Source organism: Solibacillus sp. NPDC093137, assembly GCF_050280445.1.
In the GTDB taxonomy this organism is placed as follows: Bacteria; Bacillota; Bacilli; order Bacillales_A; family Planococcaceae; genus Solibacillus; species Solibacillus isronensis_B.
Map to the genome: position 1 here is coordinate 160,549 of NZ_JBNNVH010000004.1, position 16,925 is coordinate 177,473.

20 protein-coding genes are annotated in these 16,925 nt (G+C 33.0%); 6 read left to right on the plus strand and 14 right to left on the minus strand.

Annotation, left to right across the window (positions count from 1 at the left end):
• Positions 1 to 50 precede the first annotated feature (50 nt).
• The 5 genes from ACQKN3_RS15035 to ACQKN3_RS15055 are packed head-to-tail and all read left to right on the plus strand — an operon-like array spanning position 51 to position 1,695.
• On the plus strand, positions 51 to 437 hold the full coding sequence (locus tag ACQKN3_RS15035) for a helix-turn-helix domain-containing protein (RefSeq protein ID WP_427712870.1): 387 nt from the start codon (positions 51 to 53) through the stop codon (positions 435 to 437).
• A 12-nt stretch (positions 438 to 449) separates the two neighbouring features.
• Positions 450 to 614 carry a hypothetical protein gene (locus ACQKN3_RS15040; RefSeq protein ID WP_427712872.1) on the plus strand — a complete coding sequence of 55 codons (165 nt, stop codon included), beginning with the start codon at positions 450 to 452 and terminating at the stop codon, positions 612 to 614.
• A 28-nt stretch (positions 615 to 642) separates the two neighbouring features.
• On the plus strand, positions 643 to 852 hold the full coding sequence (locus tag ACQKN3_RS15045; RefSeq protein ID WP_427712875.1) for a hypothetical protein: 210 nt from the start codon (positions 643 to 645) through the stop codon (positions 850 to 852).
• A 31-nt stretch (positions 853 to 883) separates the two neighbouring features.
• Positions 884 to 1,159 carry a hypothetical protein gene (locus tag ACQKN3_RS15050; RefSeq protein WP_427712877.1) on the plus strand — a complete coding sequence of 92 codons (276 nt, stop codon included), beginning with the start codon at positions 884 to 886 and terminating at the stop codon, positions 1,157 to 1,159.
• 14 nt (positions 1,160 to 1,173) lie between these two features.
• Entirely contained in the window at positions 1,174 to 1,695 is a 522-nt protein-coding gene (locus ACQKN3_RS15055; RefSeq protein ID WP_427712880.1) for a hypothetical protein, read from the plus strand.
• Positions 1,696 to 1,917: 222 nt separating this feature from the next.
• On the opposite strand, the gene ACQKN3_RS15060 is transcribed toward ACQKN3_RS15055, so the two are convergent.
• A complete protein-coding gene (locus ACQKN3_RS15060) occupies positions 1,918 to 3,489 on the minus strand; it encodes a helix-turn-helix domain-containing protein (RefSeq protein ID WP_427712883.1) in 1,572 nt (523 codons plus the stop codon).
• A 758-nt stretch (positions 3,490 to 4,247) separates the two neighbouring features.
• Between ACQKN3_RS15060 and ACQKN3_RS15065 the strand changes: the two genes are divergently transcribed.
• Positions 4,248 to 5,639 carry a primase C-terminal domain-containing protein gene (locus tag ACQKN3_RS15065; protein ID WP_427712886.1) on the plus strand — a complete coding sequence of 464 codons (1,392 nt, stop codon included), beginning with the start codon at positions 4,248 to 4,250 and terminating at the stop codon, positions 5,637 to 5,639.
• A 444-nt stretch (positions 5,640 to 6,083) separates the two neighbouring features.
• On the opposite strand, the gene ACQKN3_RS15070 is transcribed toward ACQKN3_RS15065, so the two are convergent.
• The 13 genes from ACQKN3_RS15070 to ACQKN3_RS15130 all read right to left on the minus strand — a co-directional run bounded on the left by ACQKN3_RS15070 (position 6,084) and on the right by ACQKN3_RS15130 (position 16,910).
• Positions 6,084 to 6,863, minus strand: a complete 780-nt coding sequence (locus ACQKN3_RS15070) for a hypothetical protein (protein ID WP_427712889.1) — start codon at positions 6,861 to 6,863, stop codon at positions 6,084 to 6,086.
• 318 nt (positions 6,864 to 7,181) lie between these two features.
• On the minus strand, positions 7,182 to 8,297 hold the full coding sequence (locus tag ACQKN3_RS15075; protein ID WP_427712891.1) for a DUF6094 domain-containing protein: 1,116 nt from the start codon (positions 8,295 to 8,297) through the stop codon (positions 7,182 to 7,184).
• 79 nt (positions 8,298 to 8,376) lie between these two features.
• A complete protein-coding gene (locus ACQKN3_RS15080) occupies positions 8,377 to 8,772 on the minus strand; it encodes a hypothetical protein (protein WP_427712893.1) in 396 nt (131 codons plus the stop codon).
• Positions 8,773 to 8,859: 87 nt separating this feature from the next.
• Positions 8,860 to 9,480: a single-stranded DNA-binding protein gene (locus ACQKN3_RS15085; protein WP_427712896.1), complete on the minus strand. Its 621-nt coding sequence runs from the start codon at positions 9,478 to 9,480 to the stop codon at positions 8,860 to 8,862.
• Between the two features lie 87 nt (positions 9,481 to 9,567).
• On the minus strand, positions 9,568 to 10,038 hold the full coding sequence (locus ACQKN3_RS15090) for a hypothetical protein (RefSeq protein WP_427712898.1): 471 nt from the start codon (positions 10,036 to 10,038) through the stop codon (positions 9,568 to 9,570).
• A 647-nt stretch (positions 10,039 to 10,685) separates the two neighbouring features.
• Positions 10,686 to 11,147: an LPD11 domain-containing protein gene (locus tag ACQKN3_RS15095; protein ID WP_427712900.1), complete on the minus strand. Its 462-nt coding sequence runs from the start codon at positions 11,145 to 11,147 to the stop codon at positions 10,686 to 10,688.
• A gap of 24 nt (positions 11,148 to 11,171) precedes the next feature.
• Positions 11,172 to 11,402, minus strand: coding sequence for a hypothetical protein (locus ACQKN3_RS15100; RefSeq protein ID WP_427712903.1), 231 nt, complete (start codon positions 11,400 to 11,402; stop codon positions 11,172 to 11,174).
• Between the two features lie 156 nt (positions 11,403 to 11,558).
• Positions 11,559 to 12,635, minus strand: a complete 1,077-nt coding sequence (locus ACQKN3_RS15105; protein WP_427712905.1) for a hypothetical protein — start codon at positions 12,633 to 12,635, stop codon at positions 11,559 to 11,561.
• Between the two features lie 208 nt (positions 12,636 to 12,843).
• The gene (locus ACQKN3_RS15110) at positions 12,844 to 13,056 is read right to left on the minus strand and encodes a hypothetical protein (RefSeq protein WP_427712908.1); all 213 of its coding nucleotides are present in this window, start codon (positions 13,054 to 13,056) and stop codon (positions 12,844 to 12,846) included.
• Between the two features lie 173 nt (positions 13,057 to 13,229).
• Positions 13,230 to 13,805, minus strand: a complete 576-nt coding sequence (locus ACQKN3_RS15115) for a hypothetical protein (protein ID WP_427712911.1) — start codon at positions 13,803 to 13,805, stop codon at positions 13,230 to 13,232.
• Positions 13,806 to 14,234: 429 nt separating this feature from the next.
• The gene (locus ACQKN3_RS15120; protein ID WP_427712914.1) at positions 14,235 to 14,924 is read right to left on the minus strand and encodes a hypothetical protein; all 690 of its coding nucleotides are present in this window, start codon (positions 14,922 to 14,924) and stop codon (positions 14,235 to 14,237) included.
• Positions 14,925 to 15,096: 172 nt separating this feature from the next.
• Positions 15,097 to 16,176 (minus strand): DNA cytosine methyltransferase, encoded by a 1,080-nt coding sequence (locus ACQKN3_RS15125; protein WP_427712917.1) that lies wholly within the window; start codon positions 16,174 to 16,176, stop codon positions 15,097 to 15,099.
• A gap of 83 nt (positions 16,177 to 16,259) precedes the next feature.
• Positions 16,260 to 16,910 (minus strand): hypothetical protein, encoded by a 651-nt coding sequence (locus ACQKN3_RS15130; protein ID WP_427712919.1) that lies wholly within the window; start codon positions 16,908 to 16,910, stop codon positions 16,260 to 16,262.
• Positions 16,911 to 16,925: the final 15 nt, after the last annotated feature.

Sequence of the window (16,925 nt, forward strand, 5' to 3'; positions counted from 1 at the left end):
GATCGTTACACATTGTAAAGTTTACAGAAAGAAACTTACAGAGGTGACATATGGAACAATACAAATATCATGATAGTACACCGCTAGGTCGTTTTCTTCGTGAATCACGATTAAATGCAGGTCTAACCTTAGAGGGGTTTGGTCAATTAATTGGCGGTTTTTCAAAAACGATGGTATCAAAATGGGAACGCGGTATAAACACTCCCTCTACTAAAAACTTGCGCCTGATCGCGGACCAATTAAACATCGAAGTTTCGAACCTTATTGCACTTTCAGAACCAACAAATAGCGTGAGAGAAGACCCGAACGAATTATTTCATTTTATTGGACAATCGGTTCCCATAACTTATAAAGGCGTCCTATTAGAAAAGGATGAAGTTGCAACATTGCGGGCCATGTTAGAAATAATTATAAAAAATAAATCCAGTAACAATTAATGGAGGCTTATCATGGATATTAATACAATTGACAACGGTAAAATTGCTGTTATTAAAACATCTGATCAATTTATTTTAAAAATAAATAATGAATTTTTTGGTCCATATGCAAATACTAAAGAAAGTATTATGAAAGTATACAATGTCTTTAAAACTTTAAATACAAAGGAAATTTAATTTATGCCGTAAAGAAAGGACCGATACTATGTACAATCCTAAATATCTTCATATAGAAAGTGGCGAAATTATTGACGCGCTTAGCTATAAGAAAGATACGTTCATGGAAATTCGTGAATATTTACTTAGTGTTGGCGAAATTGAGCCAACCGAAAGTATCCCATCTGACGAAGAATTTATTGAAGCTGGCATTGAGGAATTGGATGGCGATTGGGAATATAGAAAAATTACTCCGTAAAATACTTAAAATAAATTGAGGTCATGTGTTTATGTATAAATCACTTTCTTCATTTAATGATGAAGATTATAAAGCAACAGGTATAACAATGGATGTATTGGATTTGTTTAAACATACTTCTGCTCTTCCTGAAAGTATATTTCGCGATAAAACAAACGTTTTTCACCCCATCGTTTATTTTGACAGCGAAACTAACTTTACATTCCACTTTACAAAGTTTCAAGGCGATTGGTCTGATCAGAACCAGATTAGCCGCTTTGCCCAACAGTTGCAACTAGCAAAACAAAACAATAAGCCATTAAATTAGGAGGACGGCACACCATGAGTAGAGTATTAAAATTACTTGGCATCAAAAAAGCGCCTATAGAGCCTATGAAGCTTCCGAAAGAGCCTGGTATACTAATTATCAACATCACTGAAAGCGATTATAAATTAAAGCCAAACCGGTTAATTGAGCCATTAATTACGATGATGCAAGTGGAAGGTTTAGTTAACGAGAGCTCTCCTACTTTACATATCGATAACTGGAAAGGCTATACCTCTGCCGCACATTTTTTTTACAAAGATGGTGATGACTTAGAGGCTTTAAAAAACGGTACACTTTTCATTTCAAATTTATACATAAAAGACGGATTTGCTGACAAAGCATACAGTGAAAACGTATATTTATCGAAATTAATTGTTTCAGATATGATACAAAAAGAGAATATGGTATTTCTACTCGCAAGCACTGAGCACGATTCCGAAATCGACTTTTTCATGAAGCAATTCCCTACTGCTAATATAAGGAATGTTTCATACAAAGAAATGATGGATTATTACGTTTATTTGAACAAAGCCTAGTCAACTTTTTTGCTGAACTCTCAGAACTCTATCGGGTTTTAATTTATGAGGTGTTTTGCTCAAACTTTATTTCAAAGCTTCACAAATAAAACTTAAAAATATTTTCACTAAAATTTCACCTTATGCATATAAGAATATTTTTTGTCCTTTTTAGTTTTGATATGGATTCAAATAAAAAACACCTCGAAATTTTTACGAGGTGTACTATTATAAAATTAATTATCAATCTTTATTATAGTTACTTCCATTACTTATTTTCGTTTCATACCAACTATAAAGTGCATCTATAGTAGGCTGTTTCATATTTTTGACACTGCCATTTAAATAACGCATTAATGTGGATGTGGATACATCCGTTTCATTGCTGACCATCCGTAATGTAAAACCATTATTTTGCATGTATTCGTTTATGAGTGACAGTTTTTTTTCAGTTGTTATTGATTCCACATTGGACTTACTGCTTGCAACTGATAACTTTTCTTTTCCTTGTTCTAAAAGAAGACTTAATTGCTCCGTATTTACAACCTCAACTTTTTTTGATGCAAAAGATTCTTTAACATTCTCTAATAAAATTTTCTCTTTGTTAAGCGCGGTTAGTGTGTCAGGTGGTGTTATAAAGACGTTTTGTTCCATCCAAATCTTACTTCCTCCACGCTTTAATAACTTCGATTCATCGAAGTCCTCGCCATAATACCAGTCTTTAATAACCCCTGTCTCGACAAGATCATTTAAAACAGTTCTGAGCACTTCCATACGCGTATTTAAGCGTGTCCGTGCGGCAAATTTCATTACATTTACTAAAGTCTCTACTTTAAATGGGCGAGCTACTGACCGTTGTATAGTTCGTATTTTCCATTGGTAATTTAAAAAACGCGTTAATCGTTTATGTTCCCTTTGCGTAATATGATGAAATTTGAATACTTTCATGTCTAGAGGGCCAAATGTTTGTTTTGCATTATTTAAGTAACGTTGAATTACAGGAGTAGGACGAATTTGTAATGAATAAATCCCTTTAGCTTCACCAGTTGTTCGGTCATATGCCATCTGTAAAGATGTTATATGGAACATTTGAGTAAGCGACTGGAAATCATAATTTTTACGGTCCTCATCTAATAATGTATCGTAATTAATTACAGTTATGTTATCGTCTCTCATGGATATCCAAATACTTGATAATGCTGCAACACGACGCATAATACTAAAGCGTTCACGTTCTCGTATTTTAAAATCTTCAGCCAGAGGATCAGCAAACCGTAAACGTAAAGCATAATCACTCTCAAATACAATATATCCATCACTATTTTTGGGAGAAACAACCCATAGATATGATATTAAATCGAACAGATCTGCAGTGAATTCATCTAGAGACGATAAAGTTTGTTCGACTAGTTGTATCCATAAAGGACTTTCATTATCGGTATCTAATCGAACTTCAGCAACGCCACGAAGAACCCCCCGTGAATCAATAAGCTCTGACTTATTTTTCTCATCATTATGCTTGTTAAAATTTTTGGGACTGGTAACTACGTCACGGATTAATTGAAAATCCGCATTCATATTAGTAAAAATATAATCCTTTTCATATAAAAGTTCCCAAACAGACGCCATTAATGCTGACTCAATACTCTCTGTATCTGAAATTTCAACAATCGGTGACAGTAACTCTATTATTTCAATTTGGTGCTGCTGTATAACCCTCTCAAGAGCCGGCCGAGTTATAATATCACTATCAGCTTTAGCGCTAATAAAATCTGCTAACTTTTGAAGTGAGCTATTGGTATTATTTCTTTTCATCAACTTAGCACCTCCATTATTCGTTTAAACTTATTTATTAAAATAGCATGATTCGACAAAATGAAACAACTCAGCCAAACCCGTACACTTTATATGCAAAAAATGAAACAAGAATACTTAAAATTCTATTTTGAAACATATAAATACAAAATATTAGTATATTTATTGCAAAAATTTATACGTATTCTAATCTTGTTTCATTTTTAGTGCCAAACCCGTACACCTTCTGTTTCAAAAATTTATATAAACATTGGTATCATCAATTTTAAAAATATTTTTAAAAATTTTCTCTATTATTTCGGTTGCCAATACTGTACACATTGGAATTGAAATGAAACAGCATAAACTCATTAATATCAAGGGTTAAACTGTGTTTTTTTGATAAACAACTTTGTTTCATTTTTTTACTATAAAAGTGGAATGTTTCATTATTTTGAAACAAAAAAGCATTTTTTGCCAAAGGCGTACATATCAAAAGACCTAATTTTGTTTCATTTTAGTATTTAAAAACTTTCAATTAGCTCCTTAAACCTTGTTATATTAGTGTTTGAGCCCCATTTCAAATATGAAACAAAACGTATCAATTTCAGCCAAACCCGTTCACCTTTTCAAAAAAATGAAACAGCTCAAAACCTAGTTATACCAACACCTGAGACACCCTTTAGTTTTGTTTCATTTTACTTCTAGAGGAAGCTAAATTCCCCTAAAACTACTTTATTATAATTATCTTTATTATTTTAAAGTGGACGGTGAAAAATATGAGAATGGCGTTAAAAATAGAATCCTTCTATACTACTTTACTAAAAAATAATCATAACGCTATCATATTTGGAGTTGAAAAGAAATCAGATTTCTCTAATATTTCTTCGACTGGAAAAGTGTTTCAATCAAATGAAATATTGCTCAAATCTCTTTGTAAGCTCTCTCATTTCACACCAAACACTTATAACCTTCTATCCAGAAAAAGCCCAGAAAAATGTTTGTATGGCTTTACTGAACAAAATTTAAAGCAAATCAATACATTTGTAGTAGATATAGATACTTTAAAATATTCATTACAAGATATTCTCCTAGCATGTATTGATAATAGCATTGGTGCGCCAACCATGGTTATTCGTACTCCCAATGGCTATCAAGTTTATTTTGTATTAAGTAAACCAATGAAAATCTCCAGTAATGGAAATTTCCTAAGTCTGAATATAGCCAAACGCATTGCCCTTAATTTAAAAGAAAGCCTTGTATCGGTAGAAGCGGATCGTTATTGTAACGATTTCGGTTTTTTTAGAGTGCCAAAGGAAAGCAATATAGTCTGGCTACAATTAGGAGACATTTATTCACCTGAAGCGATGATTACTTGGTCTGAAAAAATGGATGATGATAAGGGACGCAGCCTATTTACAACATATATAAAACAAATGAATATGAATTATCTTGAGTCCAGTGCATTTCAAAAAATATTATCGTTAACATGTATTCAGGGGCATAAAGGAAAACTGGGCCGCAACAATACAATCTTTACCATCGCACTTGCTTGTTATGCCGATGGTTTACCAACTACAGATGCAACAAAATTAATATCCAAATTTAATAATGGGTTAAAATCTCCATTAAAGTTAACAGAAATTCAAGCTTCTATTCGTTCAGCTTATTCAGGTAGATATAATGGTCCTGATAAAATATATATTGATCAAATTTTAGAAGGTTACCAAATCGATCAACCTTACACTAATTGGTACAAGTTTAAAAAAGTACGCTCTGAAAGAAAATACAGCCATATTCATGAATGGGAATCTGATTTGATAACATACTTGGAATCAATTCCACTAAACAATACACCATACATTACGTTAACTCAAAAACAAATTTGCAAACAAATTGGGTGCCAACAAAGTACATTAAACGCCCTATTAAAAAAATCAAATAAGATCATTAAGGTTGTAACCGGTAAAGGCCGCGCAGCTGTTACAAAATGGTCCACAATCAATATTATTATTAAATATTTCGCACTAAAACATAAAGAGATTACTGAAACAAAAAGCCGTTATAAAAAATATTTACGCAATACTATTATTACGAAGTATTCTCACTCTAGTAATCTTCCGACTGGTATATTCGATGTGCCTACAAACATAGCAATAAATACTAGCTAAAGACTCTATTAATTAATACTCCAAATTGCCTTTACATATATATTAACGGGAGCGCTTTGTTCGTGTTATGCATGGGTTAATATACTTAATGGCAACTATCTTAAAAAAGCTAGTAATGAGTTTAATATAACTGGAGATCTAACCGGCCCTATTTTTAATTCCAATTCATAAAGAAAACTGTTAGAGCTCTTAATTATGCTAACGGTTCTTAGGGGGAATTGTATTTTGGATTGTTTTGTTTCATTCATAATAGAGGTCTGTTCCTTCGTAGATGCAGCAATTGTAGATAAATTTATTGATATTATTTCGGATCCGTTGGCTATATTAGTAACCTGTTTGGCATTTGCTGATAATTCTTCAGATGTAGCGGTAATCCCATTGTGAGGAATAAAACAACATAAAAAAACCCATATTAATCCATTTTGATTAATATGGGTGAGAATACTAATTATTTATATTTTTTATAAAGTTTCGTTCTTTAAAAAACTCTTTAATTGTGTTAATAATACCTTTTTCACCTATTTCTTTGAGTTCACGATAAGTTGAGTTATCACCTTCAAAAACTTCTCTAGCGTCAATATCAACTTTCATTGCAACATGCTTTTTGTCTTTTGTCACATTGAAATAATAATCATCGCCCCAGCCAGTTTCGCAAATTATACCAAGCGAAGCAGTATGCGCTGTTATATGTGGCGACATCATATCCAATGCATAGAAATTAGGACCGTAAGCGTCTGTAATGAATGAAATTAGTTCATCAAAGCATGGATGAATGTTTTTGTTTGGTTTTATATCTAGAAATCCTTTCGCATCGAGAATCATTTGTTTTAAAGCATCATAAAGCTGATCTAATGAAGTAATGATTACATCGCCTACATATGTAGACTGTTTACTTAATTCTTCATTCATATAGCTATAAGAAATACTTTGATTTACGTATGGATAATTGCTAGTATATCCAATTACACGTAAATGGTCTTCAGTACCATGAAAATATACGCGTAAAGCAGAGATACCGTACTTACCATCTTTTAAGCGTACGCGATTGTAAAATGTTAATACTTCTGTTGGGACTTGTGTTGCGGCATATGTGTCGTAATATTCAACATACCCTTTCTTTTCTGTTTCAGAAATGGCTTCAATTTCACGGATTGCAACGCTTTTAAAGACACTTAATTTCAATAATTCTCCAACAATCGGAGTTAATTTAGATACAAATAACATGTTTAATTTTCCTCCTGGTAGTTGCTAACAAAGAAATGCAAAAAAGCCGGAAATATAACTTTTCGTTACATTACCAACTTTTGCTCAATAAGTATTAATTTAAGACAAATAAAGTTAGAAACTATAAGTCTGAATTTATAAGGACTCATTGGTTCATCTACTAATTAGTTTTAGAAATAAAGTTGGAAACACAAAAGCAAATTTTCATTACTTAAATTAAGAAACCTTGATAAATTAGCTTTCTAAATTATGTGTTTCCAACTTTTATAAACTATTTCCAACTTTATTTGCTCTGTACTTCTACTCAATTTGTTATTACTACATGAATTTTTTAATTTCTCCTGTAGGTAAAATTGCTTTAATAGCAACCTCACGCTTAGTTTTAGTTTTATAAATAACGCCTGTTTCAGTTTTTTCTTCAGTTACTTGTTTTGAAACGCGCTCCTGCCCTCTGAGGATATGTAAATCCTCGGGATTCGCAATAACTGAACCGTTTTCCTCTTTAATACCCATTAGTCCATTGATACCGCCGGCAGCAAGTAATAAAGAAATTTGACCTGCTGCTAATGGTAATGGTGGAGTTTTACCGTTTAAGTCCACTGATTTCGGTCTGTTTTTATTAACAAAACGTGTCATTTCACCATTTTCGTGTAATGCCATAGCAAGAGCCGATTTGTCGATTAAACGTGTTTCAAAGCGTTTTAATTTGCTCGCAGTAGTTGACGGAATAACCCAACGTTTTTCTGGATTTTCAGCATGATCTTTTAGTGTAGGCAATAATTTCTTAATTGCATCTACGTCACATTTAGCAATTCTCATAAACGCGTCATATAGCTTTTCGCTGAATTCTTTATAGGCATTCTTTTTCCGGTGGCCAATAATAACTACCTGTTTGAACTCGTCAAAGTTTTCATCAGTAAAGCGCATGACACTAACTTTATTGAAATGCGTGGATAACAAACGTGCAATTCGTTCGTGACCTAGACGATAATAAGGAATTACATACATTAATACACCACCTGGAGCTAAGTAACGTAAAATACGCTCTAACTCAATAAATTCCATACGTTCTGTTTTTCCTGTATGATCTTTAATCGTTTCTAAATATGGAGGGTTAAGGTAAGCGAATTGAACAGCATCATTTGAAATAATACATGATTCAATTGGTGCAACAATTACGTTGTCGAGATTTTCTTTGGCAAGCTCACCGCGTGTTAAGTCAATTTCAACGCCATAAGTTACAACATTGTTCGCTGATTCTCCATTTTCATTCTCTGGCTGAGCTGTTAAATAGGCTAAAACCTCACCTGTTCCGCAAGTTGTATCTATAGCGATAGCATCACCAGAAAACTCTAGTAATTGCTTCATATATACAGTTTGGGGCTGCTGGCTCGGGTAATAACCACTCTTAATCTTGTTTCCTATGCGTGTCATAATAGATTCCTCCTAATAGTTGAAGCAGCACAGAAAATGTGTGTACTGCTAATTCCTCTTAAATATCTGTTAGTTTAATTTAAATAAAAGCTGACATATCAATATTCATAATGCGATGGTTATTTACTTTTAAATAACCGTAGCGTGAATGTTCGATTAATGTGGCTACCTGATCTTTTGATAATTCCACTGTTTTACCATTTTCATCAACGGTTGCAAAATAGCAGTTGCCAAAAATGTGTTGTCGTATATCATCGCCATAATCATCTCGACCATATGAAACTATGACATTCAGTGTGTCAATTGTTGCTTCAACATCGTCACTAGCAAATAAATTAATGTCATTCATAAGCTCTTCCACATTAACAGGTCCTTCTAAAAATTCTTGTTGCTCCTTTAAATTATCAAAATGAAATTCGGTTAAGCCCATGCTGTTGACTTTACGGCCTAACACATTCAATCGTTGATTTTTCATATAAAGTCCTCCTAGAAAATGAAAAAGAGCTTTACGAAATAATTCGTAAAAGCTCTTTTCTCCCTCTTTATTTAGTTAATATCCCTCTTAAAATGGTAAATCATCATTTGGGTTTTGACCGTTTGGATTACCAAATTGTTGGTTGCCATAATGTTCTTGAGGTTGACCACCATACTGTTGATTTCCATAAGGTTGGTTATTATACTGCTGCTGTTGCAAGTTTGGTTGGTTGCCATACGATTGAGTTTGACCGCCATTATTTACATGCGAATGCTGCTGTGAATACCCTTGTCCTTGTTCTTGAGTTTTAGGCTTAGGTGGTGACACTAGTGAAACGTCACTATAGGAACCAATCGACCAGTTAGCGGATGCTCCCATTCCAGAACCGTCCGTTTTTGGATAAGTATTAATACCCTCAAATTTTACGGTAACTTTTACAGTTGCACCTTTAATCAGCAAAGGGTTTAAGGCTCCGTTTACAAGGTTATCCGCACAATTATTAAATGCAGTAGCTTCAATGAAAAGTACATCGTCTGTAAACACTTGACGACCATTTTCCATAACCGGTTGTCCGTTTTCTTTTTTCGGTTTGCCGTTTGGAACTGCAAGTGAAAGTTTGAAAACCTTTGTACCGCCTGGAGTTACTGAGTATGCTGCGTCCTTTGTTAAACGTCCTTGAAAGTTTGCTTCGTTAGATTTGTTAGCCATGATATATTTTCCTCCTGTAGAGCTATTATTGCTCTTTTATGTTTTTTAGTTTTGTTTTTGATAAATTATTAATTGCAAATACTAAAATTAATACTCGTCGTCAAAAGTAAAAAACTCATTGACTGTACGTTTAAAATTCTTCATTTTGTCTAGGAGTGAACCTGGACGTAAAGCGACTAATTTAGGTTGAGTAAAGTGTACTGATTTAAAGCCATCAATGCTCCAGATAACACGATCAACTTTTAAAATATTCACCATATCTTGCACTAAATAATTAGCGTGATATTCAGGTGTGAATTTCTTATTGTTTACGCATAATTTGAAATAAACTGTTGATTTATCTTCAAATGATACTTTTAAACGGTAAGCTGAGCGGTCTAATGCAGGTGTGTTGAAGAATTTGTCAGTATAAAATGCATAATCGTTATCTGATTCTATTTCGATATACGCGTCTTTACTACCTAATAATCTGCTTTCGAATTTTAGTTCCTTTGTTAATTGTTCTGCTGCTGTTAAGCTGCGAGTACCTTCTGTGATAATGTTTAATGTTGTTTCCATGATTGGAACCTCCTGAAATAAAATTAATTTATACACTTTTTAAGTTATTTTGAACAACAAAAAAAGGCCTTCAGGAAGAATTAGTTAGGTAGAATAGGATAAAAATCTAGAAAAATCCAGAAAAATCCTATACCAAAATAATTCAACCCAAAGGCCGTGTTAGTTCAAAGTCGCTGACAATCAGATCCAATCATTGAAAATGTGATGATTGTGGTTGTGTCTGATTCGCATAATAAAATAAAGTAAAAAGTTATACTCTTATTTTAACATAATATAGCGTAAAGTAAACTTAAAATAGATTGTTTTTCAATAAAATAAAACGTAAAAAACAAAGGATTGTCATGGCTATAAAATTGTAGAAGTCTTATAATTGAATGGTATAGTTTTGTTTTTTGAGTTAGCTGATTGCTACAAGTGATTTTGTATCACACATTTTAAGGATTACCGTTCTACGCTTCTGTTGGAGGGCAACTCTTAAACCCTAATAAAAGATCGCCAAACCAATATATTATTGGGCCGGCGGTCTTTTTTAATTTATCATTACATAAAAAAAGACTGTCTCCCAGCTTAATAAAAGCAGGAGCACAGTCTTTTTAAAAAATATATGGTTAAACTCTAAAAAATGGTTGGTAGCCAAATTTCTTTAATTAAAGTTTACGAATGTACAACTTCATTTTATTTTCATAATCTATAATTTCATCCAATGTAAGCCATTCAGGTTTTTTATCATCAGAAAATGAATTATATAATTTCTTCATTTCGCTGATATGTTCGTCAATTGTGTCGTAATAAAGGTGCTTTACATGACCATTTCCGAAACCTAAAAAATAGTTACAATCCATTTTTAGGCGACTTAGCATCACATAATTAAATCGATCTTCACTAGAGGGTTCACTTTCCAATCCCTTAATTTCAAAATGAACATTTTTATAATGGTCAATATAAGAAATTGGTGTGTCTGGCTCAGCTTCAATATCTCCGTAAGCTGTGCAAAGATGAATAGGTGTATCTCCTAAATTTAAGTCCTTAAACATTTGTCCGCTTCCATCTTTAAAAACAGGTCTTCCCCATGAATCTTTTCCAATAAAATTTAGTACAATCGTTTCCATTTCACATGCCCTCTTTTCGTAAGTTTAAAATTCCTCTGTAAATGCTCTATGTTCAATTGCAGCAGCCGGGGTAACAAATACTTCATCCCCACCAAAATCAACCGCTACAAGTGCAATTTGGTTGTTTACAAGTAGTTCATTTGCTTGTTCAAGCGAAATAAATTTCTTCGCCAGGTTACTCTTTGATGCAATGCGTACTGTATTTTGATTTGTTGTTATCAAAACATCGCCAATTTCTAGTGTTAAATTATTCATAATTAGTTCTCCTGGTAATAAGAAAACGACTAAACAAACACAAATATGGATTGTGAATGATCAGTCGTTTCGCCGCCTCTTATATTTTAAATTTCCTTCTTTACCCTTATTAGTTCGATTTCGCCGCGCCTCCTATTAGAAAGATAATAGTACCAATCAAAACGGTAACGCTTCTTCGGTAACTTCATTTAATGAATCTTTGAAAATGTTAAAGAAGTCATTGAACGCTTGCTTTAATAAGTCTTCAAAATCACCAATATGTGCGTTTTTACCGAAATTAAAATGTAATTCTAATCTATAGAAAAGTTCATTATTCCACTGACTGTAATGAAGCTGCAGCGGTAACGCCTCTGCAAAACAATAACTATCCGTTCGGTGCGTTACGATTCTTGAAATTGTACGTAATGTGTTTTCAACAATCGCAAGTTCCCCTAATAAATCAATGTCATTTAAAGAAATGATATAACGCTCCAGTTCTTCACGTTTGGAAGGATGGATACTTACATCACTAATAGAAGTAAAACCATCTTTAATTTCAGCAAACTTTTCTATTGAATTTCTTATTTCAAATTCACTGTCTAAATTTACAGGGAAACGTGCAGCATACTTAAATCGAAGTGAGTTATCTTCTTCAAATTCCACTTGTATTTCTGGGCAGACTTTTGAAACCGGCTGTAAAAATGGATTGCCATATCTATAAGAATAGATTTCCTCAATCGATTCAAATAGCCAATACGGGGTTACTGTTCGAAAAACTTCATTAGTAATTAGTACTTTATTTTGTACTTCAGTCGCATATATACCTATCTTCTCGTGATCGATAAAGCGATTTTCAAATGTTCCGGCCTCTTCCAATAATTTATTAAAACTTTCTTTCAGTCCTTCTAATAAACTCACATCATGTTTACGTTTTAACTTACTTTCATTATCTAAACGAATATCAATAATACATGCTATAGGTACACTAATAATTGTCCCCAGCTGAAACGAATAGGCATATACCGTTAAATCTTGCTTTCCAACTGCCAAAATAACGCATGTATGCTCGATAAGAGGATTCAGTAATGGGTTATATAATACGGATTCATTAAAAACGCTGATATGTTCTAATTCTTTAACATGGATATTTACCACATCTAAATTAAAAGTGTTTGTGCAGTAGTTTCTTTCATTATCATAGAAATAAATCACTTCACCATTAATTGCATTTCCTTTAAATTTAACGTTAATCATTTTGATTTTCCTCCTAAATAAAAAAAAACGACTACCCATAATTGCAATCTGCTGTAGATCACAATTTTTTTAGTCGTTTTACTCTTTATAAATATTTAAAATTCCTCTGTTTTGGTTCAACATTTTAATTGATTAAAAATCTTTAAAAACAATGCCTTATAATAAAGTTAAATTTACATATTTTTCACATAGTCATTTTGTTTATTCATTATTCCTTAATAAATTTAGTAAATACCACATTAAAGTATGTCTTAATAAATTTTATTGGAAACTTAATAAACATTGGTAATACGTTTGCCATCACAATAATAAACGTGATTATTCCGCCTTTTAAACCTTCGTTTTTAGGGCTATTAACAACCGATCGTAATTCATCAGGTGTCAACGAGTACCATTTAGATGTTGTCATTGTGTTATTCATATGTTTTCCTCCTGCACCCTTTATTTAATGAAAATTATAACATAGGTGCTACGATTTTTAAATACAAGTGGAACGTATAAACAATTGTTAAATATGTGACGAGCCAATTGTTTATACGTTTTTTCAGCAAACTACTGTACATTTTGAGTAAGTTCACCTACACTAATATTACATTAAACTTCTTTGTCTTCAGATTTTTCTTCTGAGGACCCTTTTTTTTGTCTTCTCTCTTTAAAGTCTTGTACTTTATTATACATAATTTCAAATACTACAATTATGTTTTTGTACTTAACTTTTCCTTCTAACGCTTCCACTTCTGTTGACTGTTTACTTCTACCCGCTTTTATAATCTTTTTAATGAGCCAGAAATAAAATGGTCCTAAGCCATATAACAACATGGGACTAAAAGTTACTTTTGTTTTTGGAAATGCCCCGTCTTGTATACGCTTAACAACAATCTCGACTAAGCCAGCATCGTTTAATACATAAAAAGTTAAAAGCATCATTGGTAAATACAAACAAAATATACTTCCTGTTAAAAACAGTATATATAAAAATTGTTCGCCATCAATAAATTTTTCCTCTTGCGGTGTATTTGTAGTCGCTGCAAGTTCACTCTTTGGTTTGTTCTTGTCCATTTTAAATTTGCAGTAATCTATTGTTAAAGAGTGGATGAAACCTGCAATAATGACAATGACAACTCCTAATAAAACGTTTGTTGTAAAAAACTCTATTACATTACTTAACATAATAGTCATTCCTCCTTTCTCGATGATTTTTAATACGCTTGTGTCCTATTGACAATTGAACGCAAAAAAAGCAGCCAATGAAAGTTGAGGATGTTAAAAAATGACATACGGATACCCGATGCTATTTTTCTAATCATCAACCCATAGGCTGCAAAAGTTCAAAGTGCTTCACAATACAACAATAATTAATGGTTGTGTGAGCATAATAAAATAAATAAAATAAGACTATTTAATTCTATCATCTAAGTAATAGCTTAGCAATTCCTATATTAGAAAATATTCTTCTTTTCTAGAATTATCTTCCGTTTAGTCTTATCCTCTCTATTAAACTGTCTAATGCACAAAAAAGCATAACACCCGTATTAGAATAAAAACGGTAGTCATGCTCATATTATAATTCTAAAAATCCTCTGTTTCGTTATACCTTTTTTAAAAGGTGAAAGATAACTGTTCAACTAAATCCATATGATTAATTGTTTCTACTTGTTCAATCTCACTTGGCTCTTGCGGTTCTGTATAAGGAGTTAGTATACAACCTCTTACAATAACCAACCCCCCTGTTGCTTTTTGGATTAAAAAAGTATTATTTTCTTTGTAATATTCTTTAATCACAGCTACAGCTACAGAAGATCTTTTGGATGAAAGCTCCATAACTTTATCTCCTACTTTAAAACCCCAATCAATGGTTTCATATATTTTCACATAATACGTAGGAAATACATTACGTTCATTCCATCTATCGTTTGATTGATAAAAATTAATGAGCTCTCCAATATGTTTATATAAATTCACTTTCTCCGCATTCGTTAATTCATCTAAACCTTCTGTGATTACTTTTGCTAATTCTCCTCCAACCATATCTTTTAACGTTGGATTTATTGGTTTTACATAAGGTTTTAGTATAGACCTATGAACAATCATATCCGCGCTTTCGTCTGTTTTTTTATACATAATGCCTTTTCTAAAATAACATTCATATGTGTTTTTTCTAACGCAAAAGGTATCATCCTCTTTGTTATGCTCGACGATTGTACCTACAGGACTTCTTTCATCAAGTGTGTAATAAACTTGATCACCTTTTTTATATTCCTGTACATTATTTGTCACTATCATATCCATAACTATAAATTCCTCCATATAAAAAAGTTCAAATTTACTTTTAATTAAAAGATGTAAACCATAAAGTTTCCGAAAAAAGCATAAAGCTTCTAAAATAAACCATAAGGTTTCCGAATATAAAGCATATTGCTTCCGATTTGTAGGCAAATTTATGGTTTATCTTTCATTATGTTTAACAAGCTAATACTCTTGATTCAGTAGTGTTGCTTTGTAGAGCTACAGCGTAATTACCGCTTAGGATAACTTCGAAAATAGCCTCCATGACAGGAACGACAATACTGTTACCAGCTAACGCATAAAGTGTGGCGTTACGCTGATTTTTTTTAGTTGGGAACTCTTGTAACATTAAATCGAAGTCAGAATCGTCAAAGCCCATAAGCCTCCACCATTCACGCTCAGTTGGATATCGAAAACGACCATCCTCCATACGAAACACACCTGCAGCAGGGCAACGATCCGGTCTTTCGGTAATCGTGTTGCAAAAGCTACTAATGGTTTCAAGATAGCGGAATTTCGTTTTGTTACGTTCAATTTCCTCTGGAGTCGCTAAATCTTTGATTCGACTTAACATTGAAGGTGCGTTTACAACGTATTTTTCAATATCCTCAATTTCATGTTCGGCCTGTTTAAAACTGCTCATTGGACGTAACGGACGTCTACGTAATTTGCTGAAGTCAAAAGTTTCGTTACCTAATATCGAAATACAAAAAATACGTTCGCGTGTCTGCGGTACACCAAAATCCATTGCAGATAAAATTTCGAATGAATTTGTGTAGCCGAGATTTGTCATTTCTTTCAGGTATTTGTTGAATATCGGTAGCTTATCTTTAAAAAGCGCGCCCTTTACGTTTTCCCAAATAACAAACTTTGGTTTCCAGTCGCCCATTTCCGAAATAATTCGGATGGTTTCAAGCATTAACATTGACCTACCCTGATCATCGTTGAGGTTAGCAGCAGAATTATCTTGGCACGGACTTCCATGTATTAACAAACATGGTCGTAAGTTCCAACCTCTAATATCCTGTTGTTCATGCTTATGCGGGTGCATAGCATTGTAAGCGCGCACTCGATTTTCCATCCACTCAACATAATCAATAAGCTTATGTTTTACCCCTAAATTTTTAAGTGCTTTTCTTGGTGCACCAATACCTCCAAAAAGTTCTAATATTTGAATTGGCTTCTCTTTATCCTCTTTTGAAACTTCATTAAAAATGCTCGAAAATAAATCGATTTTACTGCCTAATTTTTTCATTGTGATTCCCTCCAAATTTAAAAAAGAGCTTTTCGTATAAATACATACGAAAAACCCTTTTGTTCCCTCTTAGCAAGATGCTGTTATTTTCTATAACTACTTTCCAATACTGCTCTCAACGTTTGTTCAAACGATTCTTTACTGATAGCAGCGCCATCTAAATCAAATTGAATAATCACTTCATTAAGTTTCGGTAGCCAATACACCGCGCCATAATAACCGTCGGCCATTGTACTAATACTCGTTTGTAAATCCCCTAACCCTAAAACGAAGCTGGCTGTATCACAACCAAGCTGTTTACGTTCCAGATTGCAATTAGACGGGTACGTGATCGAGTCGCCAACAATTTTCATACGTGGTGTCAGAGTTTGGTATAAATGAAGAGTAGTCACAAAGTAACCATCTGCATCTGTTTCTGTACTGATTTTATAAGCATGGTTAAGTTCTTTACTAAACGTTAATCGCTCAACCGCGCTCTTATCATCCATTTCAAAATACCAAGCGTCACCTACATAAAAGTCGCCTTTTACATAAAATTTTTCTACGCCTTGTTCAATCATTTTTTTATATTTTGCAAGGCTAATTGTGTCCTCTAAATCACATAACCGACTATTTAAGGCATCCGTTAAAGCTTCACCTCTGATTCTTTTATTCACCAGTGCGTAGGCTATATGTTTTTGCATAGCCTCCGGGAATAGAGAAATAGGTTCTGTGATAATGTGTTTTTTTGTCATGGTAAAATCCTCCAA

Coding starts and splice junctions, on each gene's coding strand:
- ACQKN3_RS15035 (WP_427712870.1), top strand. CDS start 51: ATGGAACAATACAAATATCATGATAGTACACCGCTAGGTCGTTTTCTT.
- ACQKN3_RS15040 (WP_427712872.1), top strand. CDS start 450: ATGGATATTAATACAATTGACAACGGTAAAATTGCTGTTATTAAAACA.
- ACQKN3_RS15045 (WP_427712875.1), top strand. CDS start 643: ATGTACAATCCTAAATATCTTCATATAGAAAGTGGCGAAATTATTGAC.
- ACQKN3_RS15050 (WP_427712877.1), top strand. CDS start 884: ATGTATAAATCACTTTCTTCATTTAATGATGAAGATTATAAAGCAACA.
- ACQKN3_RS15055 (WP_427712880.1), top strand. CDS start 1,174: ATGAGTAGAGTATTAAAATTACTTGGCATCAAAAAAGCGCCTATAGAG.
- ACQKN3_RS15060 (WP_427712883.1), bottom strand. CDS start 3,489: ATGAAAAGAAATAATACCAATAGCTCACTTCAAAAGTTAGCAGATTTT.
- ACQKN3_RS15065 (WP_427712886.1), top strand. CDS start 4,248: ATGAGAATGGCGTTAAAAATAGAATCCTTCTATACTACTTTACTAAAA.
- ACQKN3_RS15070 (WP_427712889.1), bottom strand. CDS start 6,863: ATGTTATTTGTATCTAAATTAACTCCGATTGTTGGAGAATTATTGAAA.
- ACQKN3_RS15075 (WP_427712891.1), bottom strand. CDS start 8,297: ATGACACGCATAGGAAACAAGATTAAGAGTGGTTATTACCCGAGCCAG.
- ACQKN3_RS15080 (WP_427712893.1), bottom strand. CDS start 8,772: ATGAAAAATCAACGATTGAATGTGTTAGGCCGTAAAGTCAACAGCATG.
- ACQKN3_RS15085 (WP_427712896.1), bottom strand. CDS start 9,480: ATGGCTAACAAATCTAACGAAGCAAACTTTCAAGGACGTTTAACAAAG.
- ACQKN3_RS15090 (WP_427712898.1), bottom strand. CDS start 10,038: ATGGAAACAACATTAAACATTATCACAGAAGGTACTCGCAGCTTAACA.
- ACQKN3_RS15095 (WP_427712900.1), bottom strand. CDS start 11,147: ATGGAAACGATTGTACTAAATTTTATTGGAAAAGATTCATGGGGAAGA.
- ACQKN3_RS15100 (WP_427712903.1), bottom strand. CDS start 11,402: ATGAATAATTTAACACTAGAAATTGGCGATGTTTTGATAACAACAAAT.
- ACQKN3_RS15105 (WP_427712905.1), bottom strand. CDS start 12,635: ATGATTAACGTTAAATTTAAAGGAAATGCAATTAATGGTGAAGTGATT.
- ACQKN3_RS15110 (WP_427712908.1), bottom strand. CDS start 13,056: ATGAATAACACAATGACAACATCTAAATGGTACTCGTTGACACCTGAT.
- ACQKN3_RS15115 (WP_427712911.1), bottom strand. CDS start 13,805: ATGTTAAGTAATGTAATAGAGTTTTTTACAACAAACGTTTTATTAGGA.
- ACQKN3_RS15120 (WP_427712914.1), bottom strand. CDS start 14,924: ATGGATATGATAGTGACAAATAATGTACAGGAATATAAAAAAGGTGAT.
- ACQKN3_RS15125 (WP_427712917.1), bottom strand. CDS start 16,176: ATGAAAAAATTAGGCAGTAAAATCGATTTATTTTCGAGCATTTTTAAT.
- ACQKN3_RS15130 (WP_427712919.1), bottom strand. CDS start 16,910: ATGACAAAAAAACACATTATCACAGAACCTATTTCTCTATTCCCGGAG.